The sequence below is a fragment of the Kaistella yananensis genome (assembly GCF_026107505.2).
Lineage (GTDB): Bacteria > Bacteroidota > Bacteroidia > Flavobacteriales > Weeksellaceae > Kaistella > Kaistella yananensis.
In genome coordinates this window covers 142,346-163,585 of sequence record NZ_JAPCHZ010000002.1, presented here as the reverse complement: position 1 = coordinate 163,585, position 21,240 = coordinate 142,346, and the positions used below count along the sequence as shown (strand labels likewise).

General features: G+C 40.3%; 18 protein-coding genes. 5 read left to right on the top strand and 13 right to left on the bottom strand.

Features of this window, described 5'->3' with window-relative positions:
* The first annotated feature begins 2 nt into the window (after window positions 1-2).
* The 4 genes from sufB to OK344_RS04975 all read left to right on the top strand — a co-directional run bounded on the left by sufB (window position 3) and on the right by OK344_RS04975 (window position 4,344).
* Entirely contained in the window at window positions 3-1,451 is a 1,449-nt protein-coding gene (gene sufB / locus OK344_RS04990; RefSeq protein ID WP_265143744.1) for a Fe-S cluster assembly protein SufB, read from the top strand.
* A 67-nt stretch (window positions 1,452-1,518) separates the two neighbouring features.
* A complete protein-coding gene (sufC, locus tag OK344_RS04985; RefSeq protein ID WP_265143743.1) occupies window positions 1,519-2,262 on the top strand; it encodes a Fe-S cluster assembly ATPase SufC in 744 nt (247 codons plus the stop codon).
* A gap of 89 nt (window positions 2,263-2,351) precedes the next feature.
* Window positions 2,352-3,659 (top strand): Fe-S cluster assembly protein SufD, encoded by a 1,308-nt coding sequence (gene sufD / locus OK344_RS04980; RefSeq protein ID WP_265143742.1) that lies wholly within the window; start codon window positions 2,352-2,354, stop codon window positions 3,657-3,659.
* 172 nt (window positions 3,660-3,831) lie between these two features.
* The gene (locus OK344_RS04975) at window positions 3,832-4,344 is read left to right on the top strand and encodes a hypothetical protein (protein WP_265143741.1); all 513 of its coding nucleotides are present in this window, start codon (window positions 3,832-3,834) and stop codon (window positions 4,342-4,344) included.
* Window positions 4,345-4,355: 11 nt separating this feature from the next.
* On the opposite strand, the gene OK344_RS04970 is transcribed toward OK344_RS04975, so the two are convergent.
* The 9 genes from OK344_RS04970 to OK344_RS04930 form a co-directional block, all read right to left on the bottom strand.
* The gene (locus OK344_RS04970; protein ID WP_088468297.1) at window positions 4,356-4,865 is read right to left on the bottom strand and encodes a tetratricopeptide repeat protein; all 510 of its coding nucleotides are present in this window, start codon (window positions 4,863-4,865) and stop codon (window positions 4,356-4,358) included.
* Window positions 4,852-5,550, bottom strand: coding sequence for a peptide chain release factor H (gene prfH, locus OK344_RS04965; protein ID WP_265143740.1), 699 nt, complete (start codon window positions 5,548-5,550; stop codon window positions 4,852-4,854). The genes OK344_RS04970 and prfH overlap by 14 nt, the downstream gene beginning before the upstream one ends.
* Before the next feature lie 95 nt (window positions 5,551-5,645).
* On the bottom strand, window positions 5,646-7,037 hold the full coding sequence (locus OK344_RS04960) for an RtcB family protein (protein ID WP_265143739.1): 1,392 nt from the start codon (window positions 7,035-7,037) through the stop codon (window positions 5,646-5,648).
* Window positions 7,038-7,530: 493 nt separating this feature from the next.
* Window positions 7,531-9,648 carry a methylmalonyl-CoA mutase gene (gene scpA / locus OK344_RS04955; protein WP_265143738.1) on the bottom strand — a complete coding sequence of 706 codons (2,118 nt, stop codon included), beginning with the start codon at window positions 9,646-9,648 and terminating at the stop codon, window positions 7,531-7,533.
* 117 nt (window positions 9,649-9,765) lie between these two features.
* The gene (locus OK344_RS04950) at window positions 9,766-10,056 is read right to left on the bottom strand and encodes a hypothetical protein (RefSeq protein ID WP_265143737.1); all 291 of its coding nucleotides are present in this window, start codon (window positions 10,054-10,056) and stop codon (window positions 9,766-9,768) included.
* A 49-nt stretch (window positions 10,057-10,105) separates the two neighbouring features.
* A complete protein-coding gene (gene prfA / locus OK344_RS04945) occupies window positions 10,106-11,191 on the bottom strand; it encodes a peptide chain release factor 1 (RefSeq protein ID WP_265143736.1) in 1,086 nt (361 codons plus the stop codon).
* A 284-nt stretch (window positions 11,192-11,475) separates the two neighbouring features.
* The gene (locus tag OK344_RS04940; protein WP_218250515.1) at window positions 11,476-11,760 is read right to left on the bottom strand and encodes a hypothetical protein; all 285 of its coding nucleotides are present in this window, start codon (window positions 11,758-11,760) and stop codon (window positions 11,476-11,478) included.
* Between the two features lie 94 nt (window positions 11,761-11,854).
* On the bottom strand, window positions 11,855-13,462 hold the full coding sequence (locus tag OK344_RS04935; protein ID WP_265143735.1) for a fumarate hydratase: 1,608 nt from the start codon (window positions 13,460-13,462) through the stop codon (window positions 11,855-11,857).
* A 155-nt stretch (window positions 13,463-13,617) separates the two neighbouring features.
* Window positions 13,618-14,694: a helix-turn-helix transcriptional regulator gene (locus tag OK344_RS04930; protein ID WP_265143734.1), complete on the bottom strand. Its 1,077-nt coding sequence runs from the start codon at window positions 14,692-14,694 to the stop codon at window positions 13,618-13,620.
* Window positions 14,695-14,815: 121 nt separating this feature from the next.
* Here OK344_RS04930 and fumC point away from each other — a divergent pair, with 121 nt between their 5' ends.
* Window positions 14,816-16,210: a class II fumarate hydratase gene (gene fumC / locus OK344_RS04925; RefSeq protein WP_265143733.1), complete on the top strand. Its 1,395-nt coding sequence runs from the start codon at window positions 14,816-14,818 to the stop codon at window positions 16,208-16,210.
* A 53-nt stretch (window positions 16,211-16,263) separates the two neighbouring features.
* On the opposite strand, the gene OK344_RS04920 is transcribed toward fumC, so the two are convergent.
* The 4 genes from OK344_RS04920 to porD all read right to left on the bottom strand — a co-directional run bounded on the left by OK344_RS04920 (window position 16,264) and on the right by porD (window position 21,237).
* On the bottom strand, window positions 16,264-16,974 hold the full coding sequence (locus OK344_RS04920; RefSeq protein ID WP_265143732.1) for an ABC transporter ATP-binding protein: 711 nt from the start codon (window positions 16,972-16,974) through the stop codon (window positions 16,264-16,266).
* Between the two features lie 14 nt (window positions 16,975-16,988).
* Window positions 16,989-18,461, bottom strand: coding sequence for a DUF5687 family protein (locus OK344_RS04915; RefSeq protein WP_265143731.1), 1,473 nt, complete (start codon window positions 18,459-18,461; stop codon window positions 16,989-16,991).
* 107 nt (window positions 18,462-18,568) lie between these two features.
* Window positions 18,569-20,218 carry a DNA repair protein RecN gene (locus OK344_RS04910; protein ID WP_265143730.1) on the bottom strand — a complete coding sequence of 550 codons (1,650 nt, stop codon included), beginning with the start codon at window positions 20,216-20,218 and terminating at the stop codon, window positions 18,569-18,571.
* A 113-nt stretch (window positions 20,219-20,331) separates the two neighbouring features.
* Window positions 20,332-21,237, bottom strand: a complete 906-nt coding sequence (gene porD, locus OK344_RS04905) for a type IX secretion system protein PorD (RefSeq protein ID WP_265143729.1) — start codon at window positions 21,235-21,237, stop codon at window positions 20,332-20,334.
* Window positions 21,238-21,240: the final 3 nt, after the last annotated feature.

The following is a 21,240-nucleotide window of genomic DNA, read 5'->3' as shown; positions in this document are numbered from 1 at the left end:
TTATGTCAAAATATACAGAAGACGACTTAAGGGTCGATCTTGAAAACCAAAAATACGAATTCGGCTTCGAGACAGATATTGAGTATGAAGATTTTCCTACCGGTCTGAACGAAGAAGTGGTAAGAATGATTTCGGCAAAGAAAAATGAGCCGGAATGGATGACCGAATGGAGGCTGGAATCTTACAGAATCTGGCTGAAAATGGAGGAGCCAAACTGGGCCAATGTACAATATGAAAAACCAGATTTTCAGGCGATTAAATATTACGCCGCGCCCAAGAAAAAACCGGAATTGGCAAGTTTAGATGAAGTAGATCCGGAACTTTTAAAAACATTCGAAAAATTAGGAATCAACATCGAAGAGCAGAAAAGACTTTCCGGTGTGGCGGTAGATATCGTGATGGATTCCGTGTCGGTGAAAACGACCTTTCAGGATACTTTGATGGAAAAAGGAATTATTTTCTGCCCGATTTCGGAAGCCATCCAGAATTATCCTGATCTTGTAAAGAAATACATCGGTAAAGTTGTTCCGCGAGGCGATAACTTCTATGCCGCGTTAAATTCTGCCGTATTTTCCGACGGAAGTTTCTGTTATATCCCTAAAGGTGTGAAGTGTCCCATGGAACTTTCTACCTATTTCAGAATCAACCAGTCCGGAAGCGGGCAATTCGAAAGAACTTTAGTGATTGCTGATGAAGGAAGTTATGTTTCTTATCTCGAAGGCTGCACCGCACCGGCAAGAGACGAAAACCAACTCCATGCGGCAGTTGTAGAACTTATTGCGATGGATGATGCGGAAATTAAATATTCTACCGTCCAAAACTGGTTCCCAGGTGATGCAGAAGGAAAAGGCGGTGTTTTCAATTTTGTAACGAAAAGAGGAATTTGCGAAAGAAATGCAAAAATTTCGTGGACGCAGGTAGAAACCGGTTCTGCCGTTACGTGGAAATATCCGAGCTGTATTCTGAAAGGCGACAATTCTATTGGCGAATTTTATTCCATTGCCGTGACGAATAATCATCAGTATGCCGATACCGGAACCAAGATGATTCACATCGGTAAAAACACGCGCTCCACCATTATTTCGAAAGGTATTTCCGCAGGAAAATCCAATAACTCTTACCGGGGATTAGTAAAAGTGATGCCTTCAGCGAAAGGAGCAAGAAACTTTTCACAGTGCGATTCGCTTTTGATGGGTAACGAATGTGGCGCACATACTTTCCCATATATCGAAATCAAAGATCCCACGGCACAGTTAGAACACGAAGCTACCACTTCAAAGATCGGCGAAGACCAGATTTTCTACTGTAACCAGAGAGGAATCAATACCGAAAAAGCTATTGCATTGATTGTGAACGGTTTCGGTAAAGAAGTTTTAAACAAACTTCCAATGGAATTTGCAATCGAAGCCCAGAAATTGCTTGAAATTTCCCTTGAAGGATCAGTTGGATAAAAACAGTTTAAAGTAAGATTCAGAACCGATTGTTACATTTGAACAAAATACAAAACAGAACTACATTATGCTAAATATCAATAACTTACACGCTAAAATAGAAGACGGCGTAGAAATTTTAAAAGGAATCAATTTACAGATCAACCCGGGCGAAGTTCACGCCATCATGGGACCAAACGGTGCCGGAAAATCTACCCTTTCATCGGTTATTTCCGGGAAAGAAGATTACGAAGTTACCGCCGGAGAAATTCTTTTTGAAGGTGAAAATATTATTGAAGATGCTCCTGAAGACCGCGCACACAAAGGAATCTTCATGTCATTTCAGTATCCTGTAGAAATTCCCGGGGTTTCGGTGACGAACTTTATTAAAGCTGCTCTTAATGAAACCAGAAAAGCGAAAGGTTTGGAAGAAATGCCCGCAAAGGAAATGTTGGCACTGATTCGTGAGAACTCAGAAAAATTGGGAATCAAGAGAGATTTTCTCTCAAGATCTTTAAATGAAGGTTTTTCAGGAGGCGAAAAGAAAAGGAACGAAATTTTCCAGATGATGATGCTGAATCCGAAATTAGCTATTCTGGACGAGACCGATTCCGGTTTGGATATTGATGCGCTAAGAATTGTTGCCGATGGCGTAAATTCATTCAGAAATGAAGGCAATGCAGTTTTGGTGATTACTCACTACCAAAGACTTTTAGATTATATTCAGCCCGATTTTGTGCACGTTTTAGCTGATGGAAAAATCATCAGAACCGGTGATAAAAATCTGGCACTGGAACTGGAAGAAAAAGGCTACGACTGGCTATTGAATTAGTTTGAAATGGTTTGAAAATTTAATGGGTTCTGAACCCGGGAAACATTAAAAAAAACAACCACAAATCAAACATCATCAAACAAATTAATATGGCACTTTTAGAAAATATACAGAATAACCACGCCGCTTTTTTAGAAACCCTGAAACACCGTTTTCTGGATGACCAGAGGAAATCGGCTTTACATAAATTCTTTGAACTGGGCATCCCCACTAAAAAAGACGAGGAATATAAATACACCAACCTGAAGGAGATTTCGGAGAAAAATTATAACTTTTTTCCGAAAGAGTCCCACAATATTACCAAAGAACAGATTGATGCACTTCATTTAGGTGAAGAAAACTTCGACTGGATTGTCTTTATTAACGGGCAACTGCACAAAGAACTTTCAAAAATTTCCATCGAAAATGTGGAATTTCTTTCCTTTAATTTTGCTTTGAATGACGCAAAACACAAAGAAGTTTTCGAGAAATATTTCAATACGATTGCTTCCAAAGAGCTGGCTTTTACCAACCTGAATCTGGCTTACTGCAAACAGGGATTTTTCCTGAAAGTTCCGAAAAATATGGTGATTGAAAAACCGATTCATGTCTTCTATATTTCTCAGAATCAGGATGAAAACGCCGTTTACAATACCAGGAATCTGTTAATCGCTGAAGAAGGTTCCAAAGTAGAAATTATTGAAAGTCATCATAATTTTGACGATACTTTTGTTTTCACCAATTCGGTGACCGAAATTTTCACGTACCAGAACGCAAAAGCAGACTGGCATAAAGTGCAGAACGACAGCGATACTTCGTACCTGATGGATCACACTTTTGCAAAGCAGGAACGCGACAGTTTAACCACGGTGAACACTTTCACTTTTGGTGGAAAACTCGTAAGAAACAACCTCGATTTTATTCATAACGGGGAGAATATCAACTCTTTCATGAACGGAATTACGATTATCGGAGGCGAGCAGACGGTAGATCATCACACCGCCGTTCACCACAAAAAACCGAACTGCGAGAGTTACCAGAATTACAAAGGAATTTACAAAGATAAATCTCACGGTGTTTTCAACGGGAAGGTTTTTGTAGATAAAATTGCACAGAAAACCAACGCCTATCAGCAAAACAACAACATTTTGCTCAACGAAGGTGCGATGATTGATACCAAACCGCAGCTTGAAATTTTTGCTGATGACGTGAAATGTTCGCACGGCTGTACCGTTGGTCAGCTCAATGAAGATGCGCTTTTCTACCTGCGTGCCCGCGGAATTTCTAAAAAAGAAGCCCAGGCTTTGTTGTTATATGCTTTTGCAAATGATGCGATGCAGAATATTGATATCGAGCCGCTTAAGGTGAAAATTTCGAAACTGCTCGCCGAGAAGCTGGAAGTGGATATCGAATTCTAAAAAATTAAAACGTGTTTCTGACACGTTTTTTTTATTATTTTTAGGGCGGACAATTCGCGCTCTCCGCTCATACTCCTCAGTCGGCGGCTCCACTTCGTTCCGCCGCCTCCTTGTGGGGTAACCGCTGCGATCACGGCCGCAGAGTGAGTTTCCAAACAAAATCAGTAATCAAATGAATTTAGAAAACATTACGGATCATCTTAAAGCTTACAAACAGCACGACCAGATTATTGATGCGGCCAATTTCGTTATCAGCAGTTTCGGTTTGGAACATGAAAATTTTGCAGGTTTCGGTTTCCGGCCCGAACTGGAACCCAACAAAATGTTGCTCACCGCAGAAGGCGAAATCGGCGGAATGCAGATGGTGATGATTCCTAGAAACCTCTTCGATTTTGACTTGAACTTAGTCGTCAATATGCTGGCTCACGAAATGCTGCACGTCCGGCAGAAAGCACCGGAAAATTTAGTTGAAGACAAAAACGAGCGCGAGTTTCAGGCGTATTACGAAATGCTTTTTCATAAAATTTTCCCGAATGTTCCAGAAGTTTCAGATTTCCACAAAAAATTCTTTGGTGAAAAAGCGTTGGAATATTACAGAAGAATGGGAGAGCATTCGGAATTGCAGCAAAAATATGTACAAGAAAAACTGGAGATTGAAGAGTTAATTTCCTCAGTCACTCAATAAAAAAAGGAGACTTATTTCGTCTCCTTCACTTTTTTAGATTTCTTCGGCATTTTTGATTTTATGAATTTCTTTCGCTCTTTCACTGATTCCAAACTTTGTGAATTGAAGCAATATTTTTCCGTTTCTTTCAAAAAATGTAATGCATTTGTGAAACTTCCTCTCATCTCGGAAAGTAAGGCTCTGTAATACAAGATCGAGTACTTATCAATTCCTTTTATTTTTAAAGAATAATTAATGAGTTTTTCGGCTTCCTGAAAATCTTCATTATCTAGAAGACATTTAATGTAATATTTTGGAGTATTTAAATTGGTCACATCGCATTGCATCGCTTCTTCAAAATAGAGTTTTGCTTTTTCATAATCCAGAAGCATTTCGCTGTAGATTCTTCCCATCAGACAAAGCGAATCCGCGTCTTCCGGGTCGTAGGAAAGCGCATAATTCAAGGCTTCCAGGCAATCCGGCAAGCTGTACGGATAATTATCCAACGCTTCGAAGTAATATTTGTTTTTAGTTAAGTTCATTTCTGTAATTTTTTAATTCGTTTTTCAGGCGATTTCTATCTTTTTTGAAAGATCTGTCCTGATGATTCTTTTTAAAATCGGTTCCGGAAAATGTCCGAATCGGATTTCCTCTCTGAACATTTAAATGATTGTTCCACGTTTCCTGCACTCTCCTTTCCAACTGCTGAAAATGAAGTGCCATTACTTTTTCTTTCAATCGGATAACAGAAAGCTTCTTATTCTCCAATTGTGAACGGGAATCCTGCACGAAAACGCTTTGTCCGGTTTTCAGATCCGTTGCCCGAACTGCAGTTTCCACTTTATTCACGTTTTGTCCGCCACTTCCCTGGCTTCTCGCGGTTTGAAACTGAATTTGTTTTTCACTAAATTCAGTTTTCTCCAAACCTTCGAGTTCAAAAATTCCGATAAACCAATTGCTTCGTTTATGTAGTTTTCTGAAAGTGCTTTTGCCAACCCAAAGAATGCTTCCGATCCAGGTTTCCAAAAACCCGTTCACTTCTTTTCCTTTTAAAAGTAAGGTTGCGGATTTCAACGTCAGGTTTTCATCGCCATTTTCACGGTGAATGATCTCGTAATCGATTTTATTATTTTTTGCTTCCTCAAGAAAGACCTTCAGAACTTTGGCAAATACCCACTGACATTCCAAAGGTCCTCTTCCCGAGGTTATTTGTATTATTTTGTCCATTGTTTTTAATTTATTAACTGTTATTCTGACGAAGGAGGAATCACAACTGAATTTTTGAGATTCTTCACTTCGTTCAGAATGACAAACTGTAAAGTTTACTTATCCATTCTCACAATTCGGGGTTGAAAAGTTCCCAGAATATCGACCAGTTCGCTTTGCGCATTCATCACTTCATTGATGTCTTTGTAAGCCAGCGGTGCTTCTTCCGCGTTTCCGCCTATTAAGGTGACATTTTTAAGTTTTAATTCTTTTTTAATGTCATTTTGGCTGAAACGGTTTCTGCATTCTCCTCTAGAAAAAGCCCGTCCTGCGCCGTGCGAAGCTGAGTTCAGAGAATCCGGATTTCCTTTTCCACGAACGATAAATCCTTTTGCTGTCATCGAACCGGGAATCATTCCCAACTCATTTTCGTTGGCGGGAGTTGCACCTTTTCTGTGAACAATCACTTCTTTTCCGTTATGGATTTCTTTCCACGCGAAATTGTGATGGTTTTCGATTCTGGCTCTCACTCTTCCACCAACTGCTTTTACCAATCTTCTGTGAATATCGTCGTGGCAGGCCGATGCGTAATCTCCCGCGAGATTCATCGCTGTCCAGTATTCTATTCCAAGATGCGTGTTCAAATCCAGCCAGGCGAAGTTTTGCGCTTCTTTTGGCAACGGACACTGATCTGTCGCTACTCGTGAATAATACTGGGCGATTTCGGCTCCCAAGCCACGGGAACCGCTGTGTGAAAGAATTCCGAGGTATTTTCCTTTTGGAAGATTGATTTGTTCGTTCTCTTCCGTAATCTCCACTTCTCCAAATTCCACAAAGTGGTTTCCGCCGCCGGAACTTCCCATTTGCTTGATGGCTTTTCCTTTTAATCTTCTCAAAACCGGAATTAAATTAAACGTATCTCTTTCGAAAATTTCGTGATCGACATGAGATTTGTGCGTTTCGTACATTCCGAATTTGGTGTGTTCGGCAAGCGCTTTTTCGTATTTGTCTCTTGCTCCGTCGAGATATGAAATCGGGGTATCCAAAATACTGAGCGACATTCTGCAGCCAATATCCATGCCGACTCCGTAAGGAATTACCGCATTTTCAACCGCCAAAACTCCACCGATTGGAAGTCCGTAACCGCTGTGAGCATCGGGCATTAAAGCACCTTGCGTTGCAATTGGTAGTTTCAAAGCAGTGTACAATTGGTTTTTTGCTTCATCCGAAATGTTATTTCCGAAAATTTGGAAAGTTGCTCTATTGGTGTTGAGCATTCTTTTTTCTGTTTTCTTTGATGAAAGCAAAGCTTCTGCGATTTGTCCGAATGTTAAATCTTTCTCGAAGTTCTCCGGATTCTGCTGGATTTCTTTTAATAAAGATTTCACGTGGTGAATATTTTTGGTTGCGAAGTTTCTTTTCATAACTTCTAAAGCGATGTTAACGCTCTGATTATTTGGATAACCTAATTTTAGTATATCTTTTCCTTTAAGTTTTAAATTTCCCATCTTTTTAGATTTTAGATAATAGATGTGAGATGTTAGACACTCTCGCATCAAATATTTGTACCAACTAGATTTTTTGTTGATTGTTTTTTTTGTCAAAGTTTTCAATTTTCTGACAAAGTTTGTTTGGAGTTGTAATCCTTAGCCCCGATTGCAGTGGAAATCCTTTTTTTTTGCGTAGGCTTGAAAAAAGCGAGGGCAAAAAAAGATTGCAACGGAAAGCGGGATTAAGCTCCTGATAAAAATCTGATTTCGGGGAAAGTTATTTTGAGTTTGAAATATTGCGCAATAAAAAACCCGAAATCTTACGACTTCGGGTTTTGATATTTCATTATACTGTTGTTCTAAGAATGTACCAAACCGCGAAGCCCTGCCTTTGCAAAAGGCAATCCTACTGATGAATGTTGATTAAATTTGAACATTGCTTCGTTGTTTTTTTGTTGGTTGAACTTGATTTTCAGGTGCAAATATAGAATAAATTCTGGAACTGCGAATTTTAGCTTAACATTTTCTCCAAAATCTCGCACGCCGATTTCGGTAAATTGGTTCCCGGACCGAAAATATGATCGGCTCCGTTTTGGTAAAGGAAATCGTAATCCTGTTGCGGAATTACCCCGCCAACCACGATGGTAATATCATCTGCGCCCAGTTTTTTCAGTTCTTCCACTACTTGCGGAACGAGCGTTTTATGTCCGGCAGCCAAAGAAGAAACTCCCAAAATGTGAATATCGTTTTCCACCGCCTGTCTGGCAACTTCTTCCGGTGTCTGGAATAAAGGTGCAACATCCACATCAAATCCCATGTCCGCGAAAGCGGTAGCAACAACTTTTGCACCGCGGTCGTGGCCGTCCTGACCCATTTTCACGACCATGATTCTTGGTCTTCTGCCTTCCTCATCCTCAAATTTCTGTGCTAAGGAAATGGCTTTTTCAAAATATTCGTTTTTGCTGGCATTCATGGCGTAAACTCCCTGTATGGTTCTGATATTGGCTTTGTATCTTCCGAAACTTTCTTCCATCGCATCGCTCATTTCACCTAAAGTTACTCTTCTTCTTGCGGCTTCGATGCAGATTTCAAGAAGATTTCCGTTTCCTGTTCTGGCGGCTTCTTTAAGTTTGATGATAATTTCTGAAACATTTTCAGCATCTCTCGTTGTTTTTATCTGTTGGAGTCTTTCGATCTGTTTTCTCCGAACTTCAGAATTATCGATATCCAGAATCTCGAGTTCCATCTGTTTTTGGGTGGATTTAAATGAATTTACACCAATGATAAATTCTTCTCCGCTGTCGATCTTTGCCTGTTTTTTGGCTGCGGCTTCTTCAATTCGCATTTTCGGAATTCCTGCTTCGATGGCTTTGGTCATTCCGCCTTCTTTTTCCACTTCATCAATGAATTTCATTGCCTCATCAATCATTTGCTGCGTTAAGCTTTCAACCAAGTGACTTCCACCCATCGGATCCACTACATCGCAGATTCCGCTTTCCTGCTGAAGAATGATTTGGGTGTTTCTTGCGATTTTCGCGGAATAATCAGTGGGCAAAGCGATAGCTTCATCAAGGGCATTCGTATGCAAAGACTGGGTTCCTCCCAAAGCAGATGACAAGGCTTCAATGGCGGTTCTGGTGATATTGTTGAATGGTTCCTGTTCAGTTAAGCTCCATCCTGAAGTCTGCGAATGCGTTCTTAAAGCTAAAGATTTCTGATTTTGTGGATTGAACTGGGTTAAAAGATTTGCCCAAATATATCTTGCAGCGCGCATTTTTGCGATCTCCATGAAATGGTTCATGCCGATGGCCCAGAAAAATGATAATCTCGGCGCGAAATCGTCGATTTTCATGCCTGCTTTAATTCCTGTTCTCACGTATTCTAAACCGTCGGCTAAAGTATAGGCCATTTCCAGCACGGGTGTAGCGCCAGCCTCCTGCATATGATAGCCTGAAATGGAAATCGAATTGAACTTCGGAATATGTTTAGAAGTATATTCAAAAATATCTGCGATAATTTTCATGGAAGGTGTTGGCGGATAAATGTAGGTATTCCGAACCATGAATTCTTTCAGGATATCATTCTGAATCGTTCCTGAAAGTTTGTCCTGTGAAACGCCTTGTTCTTCTGCCGCAACAATATAAAATGCCAGGATTGGAAGCACCGCACCATTCATCGTCATTGAGACTGAAATTTCATCCAAAGGAATTTCGTTGAAGAGAATCTTCATATCTTCAATGGAATCAATGGCAACACCGGCTTTCCCGACATCGCCAACCACTCTTGGGTGGTCGGAATCATACCCACGGTGCGTTGCCAAATCGAACGCAACCGACAATCCTTTTTGTCCGGCAGCAAGATTTCTTCTGTAAAAAGCATTGGATTCTTCAGCGGTTGAAAATCCCGCATACTGTCTGATCGTCCAGGGTTTCTGAACATACATTGTGGAGTATGGACCTCTCAAAAAAGGCGCAATTCCCGCAGAATATCCTTTTTCAGTTAACTGTTCCGAATCTTTTTCGGTGTAGGAAGATTTCATTTCCAGACCGTCTTTTTCAAAAAAATAAGGCAGTTTATTATTGGAATTTGTATTGAAGTCCGGAGTTTGATTTTTAATCGGGTGGCGCATTCTCATTGAATTTACAGATGGGTAAAGTTAAGAATTTTTCATCGAAAGTTTTTTGAATCTGTCACTAAACAAAAAACTCACGGAAAGACCGTGAGTTTAATTTTTTTTACAAAAGGTTTATTTGGTGATATCTCCGTCGCCATCAGTAGCATCTTTTGCAGCATCTTTTACTGCGTTAGCGCCGTCTTTTACGGCATCTCCAGTCGCCTTCGCTGCACCTTCCACTGCGTTTGCAGCTGAATCAATAACCGGCATTGCATCGTCATCAACAATAACTGCAGCAGAGTCTCCAACAATAACTGCTGAGGAATCTACAGTGGTAGCATCAGAAACTGTAGCTTCTGTTTTTTTACATGATACTAAAGCGATCGTGGCGAAAACGCCTGCTAACAAAATTGATTTTTTCATATGATAATATTTTAAGTGTGCGCTAATATATAAAAAATCAGTTTAATGCTTAATAATTTTCTTCCTCGCCTTTCATTTTTTCAGCATTCTCTGCCATAATTACGGCATCGATCATTTCCTGCAGGTCACCGTTCATATAAGCATCCAGATTGTACATTGACTTATTGATTCTGTGATCGGTTACCCTGCCCTGTGGATAATTATAGGTTTTAATTTTCGCAGAACGGTCTCCCGTGGAAACCATCGTTTTTCTCTGGGCCGCAATATCTCCCTGTACCTTCTGAAGTTCGATATCGTAGAGTTTTGTACGGAGCATTTCCATCGCCAATTCGCGGTTAGCCAACTGCGATCTTGCCTGCTGACAAACCACGACCAAACCTGAAGGTTTGTGCGTAAGCTGTACTTTGGTCTCAACTTTATTTACGTTTTGTCCGCCGGCTCCACCAGAACGCGATGTCTGCATTTCGATGTCTGCAGGATTCAGTTCGAAATCCACTTCTTCTGCTTCCGGAAGTACGGCTATTGTGATGGCAGAAGTATGAACTCTTCCCTGAGATTCTGTTTCAGGAACGCGCTGAACACGGTGAACACCGGATTCGAATTTCATAATTCCGTAGACGCCGTCGCCTTCTACTTTTAAAATTAATTCTTTATAACCTTTGGAAGCTTCGCTGGAATCGGTTATTTCGTGTTTCCAGCCTTTTGTTTTAAAATACATCGCATAAGCTCTGTACACGTCTTCTACAAATATCGCTGCTTCGTCGCCACCGGTACCTGCGCGCAATTCGATGATGACGTTTTTATCATCGGCTGGGTCTTTTGGAATTAAAAGAACTTTCAGCTGTTCTTCGAGAGCCGGAATTTTCTGGATGGCTTCATTTTTTTCCATTTTGGCCATTTCTACAAACTCTTTATCTGATCCGTCTGCAATAATTTCGTCGGATTCGTCAATAGTATTCAAAGTCTGTTTGTACTGATCGAAAACCGCCACGATTTTTCCGAGGTCGCTGTATTCTTTGTTCAGCGAGGAGTATTTTTTCTGGTCGGAAATTACATCGGGCTGAATAATGAGGTCGGCAACTTCATTATAACGCTGTTTAATGGCTTCGAGTTTTGGGATAAGAGACTTTGACATTTGTAGAAATTTGTGGGTGCAAAGATAGGAAAAAAGCAGAAAACAATATTTCTTACCTTAGAACAACCATCCTGTTTTATAGCCCGGATTGAAACGGCATCCTTTTGCGGAGGGTGGCGGAGCAAAAGATAGAGTGGAAAGCCGGTATTTGTATGGAAAGAAAAACGTAAAAAGTTGCTCCAAAAAAAAATCAGTCCCTAAAAAAATTAGAGACTGACTGTATATATGATTTTGCTTTGTGACTGCTATTCCCGGAAATTAAAGTGGGAGAGCAGTGACATCAACTAGTGATGACCGTGGCTGTCGTGACTGTGTAGGAACGGGCCGTGACCTTTTGGGTTGCTGTAAACGAGTTCTACACCTTCCTGTTCTGTCAGCGTTTTTCTTCTGATGTCTTCAGGATCGAAAGGTTTTGTTTTTCCAAAATATTCCATTAATCCGGAAGTCAACCAAATCGGGATTACGTAACCGAAAAACATAAAGATACACCAGAAACCGATAAGGAACATGCATAGGAAATATACGGTCCAAAGGAACTGGTAGAACGGGAAAAATGCTGATAACATCATCATTGGAATAGATTTTAGGCAAAAGTAGGATAATTTTTGTTTTCAGACAAAAGATTTCCGGTGATTTTTCGCTATTTAAAATGATTAAAAAATATTAATGCGCGATGGATTCGAAGAAATCGTTCCCTTTATCATCGGAGATGATGAATGCCGGGAAATTTTCGATTTCGATTTTACGTACGGCTTCCATTCCAAGTTCTTCAAAATCAACAACCTCTACGGACTTGATGTTTTCTTTGGCTAAAATTGCCGCAGGTCCACCTATAGAGCCGAGGTAAAAACCGCCATATTTTGCGCAGGCGTTGGTGACATCCTTGCTTCGGTTTCCTTTGGCCAACATAATCATACTTCCGCCGTGTGACTGGAATTCGTCTACATAAACATCCATTCTGCCGGCAGTTGTTGGGCCGAAACTTCCGGAAGCCATTCCGTCCGGCGTTTTTGCGGGACCGGCGTAATAAATTGGGTGATTTTTGAAATATTCGGGCATAGGTTTTCCGCTGTCGAGAAGTTCTTTAATCTTTGCGTGGGCGATATCGCGCGCTACAATTAAAGTTCCGTTCAGACTTAAGCGGGTTTTAATCGGATATTTGGAAAGTTCTGCCAGAATATCCGGCATTGGCTGATTCAGGTCGATAGAAACTGCTTCTTCCAAATGCGGAGGAATTTCCGGCAGGTATTTTTTTGGATTGGTCTCTAACTGCTCGAGGAAAATTCCTTCACGGTTGATGAAACCTTTAATGTTTCTGTCGGCAGAACAGGAAACACCCATTCCCACAGGACAGGAAGCTGCGTGACGCGGCAAACGGATTACCCGAACATCGTGTGTGAGATATTTACCGCCAAATTGGGCTCCTATGGAGGATTCTTGGCAGATCTGCTGAACTCTTTTCTCCCATTCCAAATCACGGAATGCCTGGCCGCCCATGTTTCCTTCGGTAGGGAGGTGATCGTAATATCCGGCGCTGGCTTTTTTCACGGCTGCTAAATTGGCTTCCGCGGAAGTTCCGCCAATTACGAGCGCGAGGTGATAAGGCGGGCAAGCTGCAGTTCCCAAATCCATAATTCTTTCGCGAATGAAAGCTTCAAGTGAGGCATCATTCAAGAGGGATTTTGTTTTTTGGTAGAGGAAGGTTTTGTTTGCAGAGCCACCACCTTTCGCGAGGAAAAGAAATTTGTATTCTTCGCCTTTTGTAGCATAAATATCAATCTGTGCCGGAAGGTTCGAGCCGGAATTTTTCTCCTCAAACATCGTTAAAGGCACGATTTGCGAATATCTGAGATTGCGGGTTTGGTAGGTATTATAAATTCCTCTGGAAATCCATTCTGCATCATTTGCTCCAGTGTATACGTTTTCGCCCTTTTTAGCAACGCAAATTGCTGTTCCGGTATCCTGGCAGGAAGGAAGTGCGCCTTCCACTGCAACTGCAGCGTTCTGCAGGAGATTATAAGCTACGAAACGGTCGTTGTCGGTCGCTTCCGGATCATCTATAATATTACGGAGTTTCTGAAGATGCGAAGGCCGAAGCATGAAAGACACATCTGCCAAAGCCTGTTCAGCAAGAAGTTCCAGGGCACGGGGATCGATGGTTAAGATTTCTCTGCCGCCGAGGTATTCTACTTTTAAATATTCTGAACTCAGTTTTCTGTATTGGGTGTCGTCTTTAAGAATAGGAAAGGGATCCTGATAGTGAAATTCCATAATTAATTTTTACGGTGCAAAAATAATGAAATTAAAGGGATAATAAAGAAAAGGCGGGAAGGACTTTTGTCACAAAAAAAGGCAAAGGAAGTATTACTTCGTATGCCTTTTTCATCATTTGTGATTTGATGCTTCAAAGATAAACCTTGATTATGTCAATTTTTGTCAAGCGCTTCAGTATTCATAAAAGAATTATTTGAAGAAAGCGGCATATCGGATTCGTAATTATCTAATATTTCGAGGTGTTTTTCTTTCACGAGGCTTTGCAGGATTTGCAGTTTGATCACTCTGGCGTTACTCATCCACTGGAAAATCCAGCCTACCAGTTCGCGGTTAATACCGCAGCGCAGAGTCATAACATAATTTCCGTTGCTGAGTTTTGAAAAATTCTGCGAATGGTGCCAAAAATGATGTTTAACAAATTCGCCAGTCAGTTCAGAAAATTCTATTTCGATATCGTAAATTTCATTGTTCATATTATCGGTAATCCCAAACCGGTTATCCATTTCGCGGCGCAGGGCGGCTAAAAGATCCCGGTTATCAAACATATTGTTGGTAAGGGAATATTTTTTAAGCTGATTCAGAGCGATTGCCAGGATTTTATTCTTCCCTTTTACGATTCCGGAAAGGTGAATAACGCCCCGGTGATAAAGGATCTGCAGCGGGAGGAAGTCTATCGGGTAAGCGACAGTCTGTGGAATACAAGTGTAATCGTAACCAACTTCTACAAGTCTCATTTCCCGTTTATTCTGAATGCTCCATATGGCATCATTCAGGATCTTCTGGTAGCCGTCCAAGGAAAGAAGTTCATAGAAATAACTGTTAGATATCTGCCTGTCGGCGAAAATCGAAAAGTCTTCGAAATTACTCTTGCTATAACTTTTATAGAATAGATTTTCGATACGGACGAAGGTTTCTTTGCGGGATTTTACCAATGGCAGTGGCATGAGGTTTTTGAAAAGCAGATAGCTTTGAATGTCGAACTCATTAAGCTTAGCTGAACTTTCATCATATTCAATCTTCCAGGTTTTTTTGTTTTTTTCACCCTCTGTAATGATGAGTTTTTCATTGTGCTGCACAATATCTTCAAGTTCGTCCAGATAACGGTATAATGTTCTTTCAGAGATATTGAGGTCGTGAGACTTAGCCCGCTGCTTAATAACTTCGATGTTTACAGGACCCCGTTTCAGGCGATTGTAAATCCTCAGCAAATTTTTAGATTTCTTTGACATAAATTTTCTTCTTCTTACCAAATTTAGTTAATAAAATGTATAATCTGTAATTAATCTCTTAATTTTTAATTCTGCATCAAATAGGAAAATTGTAACTTTAATTTTTATAAATTTACTTACGATGAATTACAGAACAGAACATGATACGATGGGCGAAGTGCAGGTTCCTGCTGATAAATTCTGGGGTGCACAAACCGAACGTTCCCGGAATAATTTCAAAATAGGGCCCGAAGCCAGTATGCCGCACGAAATTATTGAAGCTTTTGCTATTCTGAAAAAAGCCGCAGCCTTTACCAATGCCGAATTAGGCGTGCTTTCCGAACAAAAAAGAGATATGATTGCGTCGGTTTGTGATGAGATTCTGGCAGGAAAACTTTACGATCAGTTTCCCCTTGTTATCTGGCAAACGGGTTCGGGAACCCAAAGCAATATGAATGTGAATGAAGTGATTTCTAATAAAGCACACGTAAATAACGGCGGAACTTTAGGCGAAAAGTCTGAAATCCACCCGAATGATGACGTCAACAAATCACAAAGCTCGAACGATACCTATCCTACAGCAATGCATATTGCTGCTTATAAAAAAGTGGTAGAACATACACTGCCGGCTGTTGAAAAACTCAGAAATACACTCCAGGAAAAAGCCGAAGCTTTCAAAAACATTGTGAAAATCGGGCGAACACATCTCATGGACGCCACACCGTTAACCCTCGGGCAGGAATTTTCTGGATATGTTGCCCAAATCGATTATGCGATGAAAGCCATTGCAAATACTTTAGATCATCTGCAAGAAATCGCTCTCGGCGGAACAGCGGTAGGGACCGGACTCAATACTCCGAAAGGTTATGATGTTCTGGTTGCGAAATATATTTCAGAATTCACAGGGCTTCCCTTCGAAACCGCACCCAATAAATTTGAAGCTTTGGCAGCACACGATGCGATCGTGGAAAGTCATGGTGCGCTGAAACAATTGGCCGTTGCACTATACAAAATCGCACAGGATATCCGTTTTCTGGCTTCGGGGCCGCGTTCCGGTATCGGGGAAATTTTAATTCCTGAAAACGAACCCGGATCATCCATCATGCCCGGAAAAGTAAATCCTACACAAAATGAAGCATTGACCATGGTTTGCGCACAGGTTTTAGGGAACGATACGACCATTTCATTTGCCGGAACTCAGGGGAATTATGAACTGAATGTTTTCAAACCGGTAATTGCCTATAATTTTCTGCAGTCTGCACAGCTTTTAGGCGATGCCTGTATTTCTTTTAATGATCACTGCGCAATAGGTATTGAAGCTAACGAGCCTAGAATTAAAGAGCTCGTAGATAAATCGTTAATGTTGGTAACCGCTCTGAACACTCATATAGGTTACGAAAATGCCGCGAAAATTGCAAAATCTGCCCATAAAAACGGAACCACTTTAAAGGAAGAAGCAGTTAATCTGGGGCTTTTAACTTCCGAAGAATTTGATGAATGGGTAAAACCGGAAGATATGGTTGGAGGTTTAGCGTAAATCAACTCATCGTAAATTAAAAATTCCCGAAAATTTTCCAGGGATTTTGTTTATTAATCTACAGTGACGGAACTGGCGAAAAAATCTTCGAGTTCGCGCAAGGTTTCGGGATTTGTTCTGATGTCTTTCACGAGTTCCCCTTTGTTTAAGACAACAATTCGGTCGCTCACTTCCGTAGTATGAGCAAGGTCGTGACTGGAAATAAGAAAAGTAACTGACTCATTCTGAGACCATGTTCTGATGAGTTTTTTAAGCTTTATCTGTGTAGAGGGATCCAGATTTGCAAATGGTTCATCGAGAATAATGATTGCCGGAGTGCCGATAAGCGCTCCAACAATTCCTACTTTTTTTTGGTTGCCTTTCGATAGGTCTCGTACATATTTTTTAGCATTCAGAATTTCATCGTTGAAGAAATCGTCAAACTGTTTCAGGAACTCATTAACCGTCGTCTTATCCTGCCCGCGTAGCTCGCCGATAAAATAAAAATACTCTTCGGGCGTCAGATAACCAATTAGAAATGATTCATCAATAAAGGCGGAAACTTTGTTTTTCCAGTTTTCGTTCTCATTTACTTTATCGCCGCCAATTTCAACAAAGCCGGATGACGGCTCTATTAAATCCAGCAAAAGCGAAAAAAGGGTTGTTTTACCGGCGCCGTTATTCCCTACCAATCCGAAACTTTCACCTTTAGGGATTTTGAGAGATTCAATATGAAGAACTTTTTTGCTGCCGTAAATTTTAGAAATATTTTGAATGTTTATCATGTTTATAGCTTAAATTATGCTGTTTTTTTGAAGGCTTCTATTGTTGAATATTTTTCGGATCTGTAAATTTTCACGATATAATCGAAAATTTTATCACGCAGTAAAAATCCGACAAGGCCTAAAGCTCCCAAACTTGCAACCGCAATTTCGATTCCCGCGAAAAATTTCACGAGTGCAAAAACGCCCATTGGGAGAACCATTTGCGGAATCATAATCAGCATTACTTTCATGTTAAAATTATTTCCTCCGCCGCCAAATGATTTGGAGCTGGAATTAAGGTCAATAGGTTTTTTGTTAAACGCTCCAGCCAAAAGCGTGAGGTAAGAATTCACCCCCAGATTATAAAGTCCGGCGGCAAAAATGGTAAGATAAAATTCCCAGCTGATGAGCAGGTAACCCAGCGCCAAAACCATAGAAACAGCGGTGGCAAGAACAACAAGCGCCCATTTCGCTTGCAGATAGTCTTTATATGGAACTTTCTGCGTCATCATCAACGGATAATAGGAACTGTCCCATGAAGGAACCCGCTGGCCGAACATAAACATAAATCCGCCGGTCACAAAGATTCCGAGAAAGACACGCATAAAATCTGTAGCATAAGCTTTTCCGGAAAAATAAAGAAGTCCGTAAAATAAAAACATAATCCCCGCAAATAACGCAGACTTTGCGGCTTTGCTTCTTTTCAGAAGTCGGATATCATTGTTGATGAAAGTGCCAAGTGTCCCGAAACGGTTAAGGAAATCAATATTTTCGGTTTTTCCTACTGCCTGTTCGAGTTCCAGTCCTTTGTCGAGATAAAAATTGCTGTAAATATTGCGGTAAGACCAGTATCCGGCAGCAACAGCGAGCAGTACAGGAATTAAAAAAACACCAGGAACTCCATAAAAAGCCTTAAAAATTTTTTCGGAAAAAGCAGAAAGATGTACGTAGCCGTAATATTCCAAAAAACCGAAAATAATCATTATTGCCGCTACAGTATATAGAACCAGATTCTGTTTATTCAATACAATATTTACGAAATTACTGAAATAGAACACTGCCATTATTCCTGTGAGAAACATCAAAACCCCGGCGATAGAATAACTCCCGTGGAAAATAAGCAAACCGCAAAACGGCAACAGAAAAAGCAGATAACCCCAATTAAAAAAATTAAAAATAATTTTCAGGATGGCATAGTTCACCAGTTTTTTCTTGGTGATATTTTGCGTGAGAAATGGTTTGATGTTTTGCGTTGGCATTTGCTGAATAAAATACCTTAGAACCAAATCCAGTGCTGCATAGTAAAGGAAATACCGAGAAAAAAGTGCTATAGGATCAGTCTTTAACTCTTCGACTGAAATAAAATAAAGACCCACCGCCATCATAACAAAAGTAAAACTCATTCCGGCATACGCGAAAGCCATCAGGATTTTCATGGCAAGCTGTGCCCCGAATTGTGGATTCCTGATAAAACTCTTGAATTCTAACTTCAGTAATTTTGTATACATTTCATGGTTTTAAACATTAGTTAAGAACCAACAAGATTTGTTACAAAATAGATGAGATTAAAGCCCTTTTATTATGTTAAGAGATTTGTTTTGAAGCAGAAAAATGATTATTTCATCAATTCCTGCGCTTGAGAAATGGCAGCATCTGTAATTTTACTGCCGGAAAGAAGCTGTGCAATTTCCTGCAGTTTTTCGTCATGATTTAGAGGAATGATGTTCGACTGTGTTTTGCCCGAAACATCTTCTTTCACTACTTTATAATTATTGTTACCTTTTGCAGCGACCTGCGCAAGATGCGTAATAACGATCAGCTGCATATTTTCGGCCATTTCTTTCATTACGTTACCCATTTCTTCCGCGACTTTGCCTGAAACTCCGGTATCGATTTCATCGAGGATTAAGGTCGGCAGTTCTGCGTTCTCGGCCATCAGTTTTTTAATGGAAAGCATAACCCGGGAGCGTTCACCACCGGAAATTGCGGACTGAATTGGCTTTAAAGGAAAGCCCGAATTCGCCTGAAATAAGATCTGTATACTTTCTTTCCCGAAACTATTATAACTCGCACTTTCGCTTAGTTCTACGGCAATCTTCGCTTTTTCCAGACCCAACTTTCGGAGCAATATTTCAATTTTATTGGTAAAAATTGGAATGTTCTTCCGGCGGTGGGCCGATAAGTCGGCGGCCATTTTTGCGAGTCGGTTCTCAGAATCGGTTTTTTCCTTTTCGAGTTGGATGATGAGGTTTTCCAGATCGGCAAAACTGTTTTGTTCGCTCAGTAGATTGTCACGGATTTCTATCAATTCAGAAACACTGAGAACACTATGCTTTAACAGCAAAGCATTTACGATATTTAATTTTTGGTTCAGTGCGAGCAGGATTTCGGGACTGGTTTCCATTTTTTCAGCCTCGTCCTGAAGTTCGAAAATGATGTCTTTAAATTCAATAAAATTTTCCTGAAGTCTTTGGTTAAGCAACGTGAATTCGTGTGAAAGATCGGCTACTTTCCCCAGTTTGCCTTTGATGTCGGTCATCGAATCGAGAACGCCGATTTCTTCTGCATCAAGTTTTGCAAAAATCTGTGAAAGATTATCGGTAATTGCTTCAGCGTTTTCCTGTTTTTTTACCTGGTTCTGAAGTTCTTCCAGATCGAGATCATCAAGATTTACATGCTGAAGTTCTTCCAGAATAAAATTTTTGTAATCGCTTTCTTTATTGCTTTCTGCCAGCTTATTTTTGAGATTTTCTAATTCCTTCAGCAGTTTTTTGTATTCTGAAAACTCCGTTTGGTATTTTAAAATCAGGATTTTATTTTTCGAAAGACCGTCGATGATCTGGAACTGATATTCTTCATCGAAAAGGTTTGAAGTCTCGAACTGCGAATGAATATCAATAAGTTTTTTTGACAGCATTTTCAGTAAATCCAATGTTACAGGAACATCGTTTACAAAAGCCCGGGATTTCCCGTTGGGAAGAATTTCGCGGCGGATGACCGTTTGAGATTCAAAATCCAAATCGTTTTCCTCAAAAAAAAACTGAAGATTTTCGTTGATGGCAAATTCGGCTTCTACAATACTTTTAGTTTCCGAATTCTGTATGGATTTCGCGTCTGCTCTTTCGCCCAAAATTAAACGCAAAGCTCCCAGAATAATCGATTTTCCTGCACCGGTTTCACCCGTAATTACCTGTAACCCTTTGTTTAAAGTAATTTCGAGCGTATCGATAAGAGCAAAATTCTGGATGAAAATTCTTGAAAGCATGTTTTAAATGGCGAATTACAATGTTTTTTGGAAACTCAATTAAACGCAAATTTAATGTTTTGCTTTTTAAGTCGGAAATTAAATGATTGTCAATAATTTCCCCGTCATCCGGTTTATTTCCACTTATTCCACTTGCTGTCGATATCTTTTGGTGAAAGCGTAACGAATAATGACTTTAGGTCGGCCATATTAATATTTGTATTGCTTCCATTACTGAAAATATCAAAGATTTCCTGCTTTTTTGTGTCGATAAAAATATTGATAGGATAATTCATCTGAAAATTATTTTCATAAGTTTTCAGTTGCATCAGCGCATCAGCGATGATTTTTTTACCTGAAGTCTGGTCCTGTTTTCCCAGATTGTCTAAACCGGCGCGGTGATAGGTGTAGAAAATGTTGCGCAGCGTATTTTGCTCCGGTTTCATGATGTTGTCAATCAGTGCAGCTCTGGTTCGGGTTCCCTCGATGAGCGACCAGCCGGCATAATTCTGATTCTGTGAGTTGTTGGAGATTTTCTGCGCTTTTTCAAACCACGGCTGGCCGCCACGCACTTTGAAGCTGTCGCCATCATACCCTAAAATCGTGTACACATAAAAACTTACCACATCGATTAAGTTTTTCCCGGAAAACTGTCTTTCGTTAAAAACAAGATTTTCATTCTCCGTATAATCGAAACCGAAATTGGTGTCATTAATATTGACTAAAGGAGTTTCGTAAGTCGTGTTGAAAACCGGGCGAACGGCCTGTACCACAATACTTCCTTTGAAATTGCTGCTTCCCGCGCGTTCGGTAATTACAATCGCAAAATTACATTTTATCTTTTCGAAGTTCTGAAGTTTTTTTCCTGTCCAACTCGTGTTGTTGATGAAATCGCGAAGATTTTTTTCTAAAGTTTTGTACACCTGGTTGTTGCTGCCACCCAGTTGCTGCGCATTGACCTGAACTGTGGCCAGCAATTCCTGTGAAAAACTGTAATTAAAACTGAAAATAAGGATGAATATGGTAAAAAGTTTCTTCATGTT

Excerpts from the sequence above, each read along its gene's own strand:
- sufB (WP_265143744.1), top strand. The coding sequence starts at position 3 with ATGTCAAAATATACAGAAGACGACTTAAGGGTCGATCTTGAAAACCAA.
- sufC (WP_265143743.1), top strand. The coding sequence starts at position 1,519 with ATGCTAAATATCAATAACTTACACGCTAAAATAGAAGACGGCGTAGAA.
- sufD (WP_265143742.1), top strand. The coding sequence starts at position 2,352 with ATGGCACTTTTAGAAAATATACAGAATAACCACGCCGCTTTTTTAGAA.
- OK344_RS04975 (WP_265143741.1), top strand. The coding sequence starts at position 3,832 with ATGAATTTAGAAAACATTACGGATCATCTTAAAGCTTACAAACAGCAC.
- OK344_RS04970 (WP_088468297.1), bottom strand. The coding sequence starts at position 4,865 with ATGAACTTAACTAAAAACAAATATTACTTCGAAGCGTTGGATAATTAT.
- prfH (WP_265143740.1), bottom strand. The coding sequence starts at position 5,550 with ATGGACAAAATAATACAAATAACCTCGGGAAGAGGACCTTTGGAATGT.
- OK344_RS04960 (WP_265143739.1), bottom strand. The coding sequence starts at position 7,037 with ATGGGAAATTTAAAACTTAAAGGAAAAGATATACTAAAATTAGGTTAT.
- scpA (WP_265143738.1), bottom strand. The coding sequence starts at position 9,648 with ATGCGCCACCCGATTAAAAATCAAACTCCGGACTTCAATACAAATTCC.
- OK344_RS04950 (WP_265143737.1), bottom strand. The coding sequence starts at position 10,056 with ATGAAAAAATCAATTTTGTTAGCAGGCGTTTTCGCCACGATCGCTTTA.
- prfA (WP_265143736.1), bottom strand. The coding sequence starts at position 11,191 with ATGTCAAAGTCTCTTATCCCAAAACTCGAAGCCATTAAACAGCGTTAT.
- OK344_RS04940 (WP_218250515.1), bottom strand. The coding sequence starts at position 11,760 with ATGATGTTATCAGCATTTTTCCCGTTCTACCAGTTCCTTTGGACCGTA.
- OK344_RS04935 (WP_265143735.1), bottom strand. The coding sequence starts at position 13,462 with ATGGAATTTCACTATCAGGATCCCTTTCCTATTCTTAAAGACGACACC.
- OK344_RS04930 (WP_265143734.1), bottom strand. The coding sequence starts at position 14,694 with ATGTCAAAGAAATCTAAAAATTTGCTGAGGATTTACAATCGCCTGAAA.
- fumC (WP_265143733.1), top strand. The coding sequence starts at position 14,816 with ATGAATTACAGAACAGAACATGATACGATGGGCGAAGTGCAGGTTCCT.
- OK344_RS04920 (WP_265143732.1), bottom strand. The coding sequence starts at position 16,974 with ATGATAAACATTCAAAATATTTCTAAAATTTACGGCAGCAAAAAAGTT.
- OK344_RS04915 (WP_265143731.1), bottom strand. The coding sequence starts at position 18,461 with ATGTATACAAAATTACTGAAGTTAGAATTCAAGAGTTTTATCAGGAAT.
- OK344_RS04910 (WP_265143730.1), bottom strand. The coding sequence starts at position 20,218 with ATGCTTTCAAGAATTTTCATCCAGAATTTTGCTCTTATCGATACGCTC.
- porD (WP_265143729.1), bottom strand. The coding sequence starts at position 21,237 with ATGAAGAAACTTTTTACCATATTCATCCTTATTTTCAGTTTTAATTAC.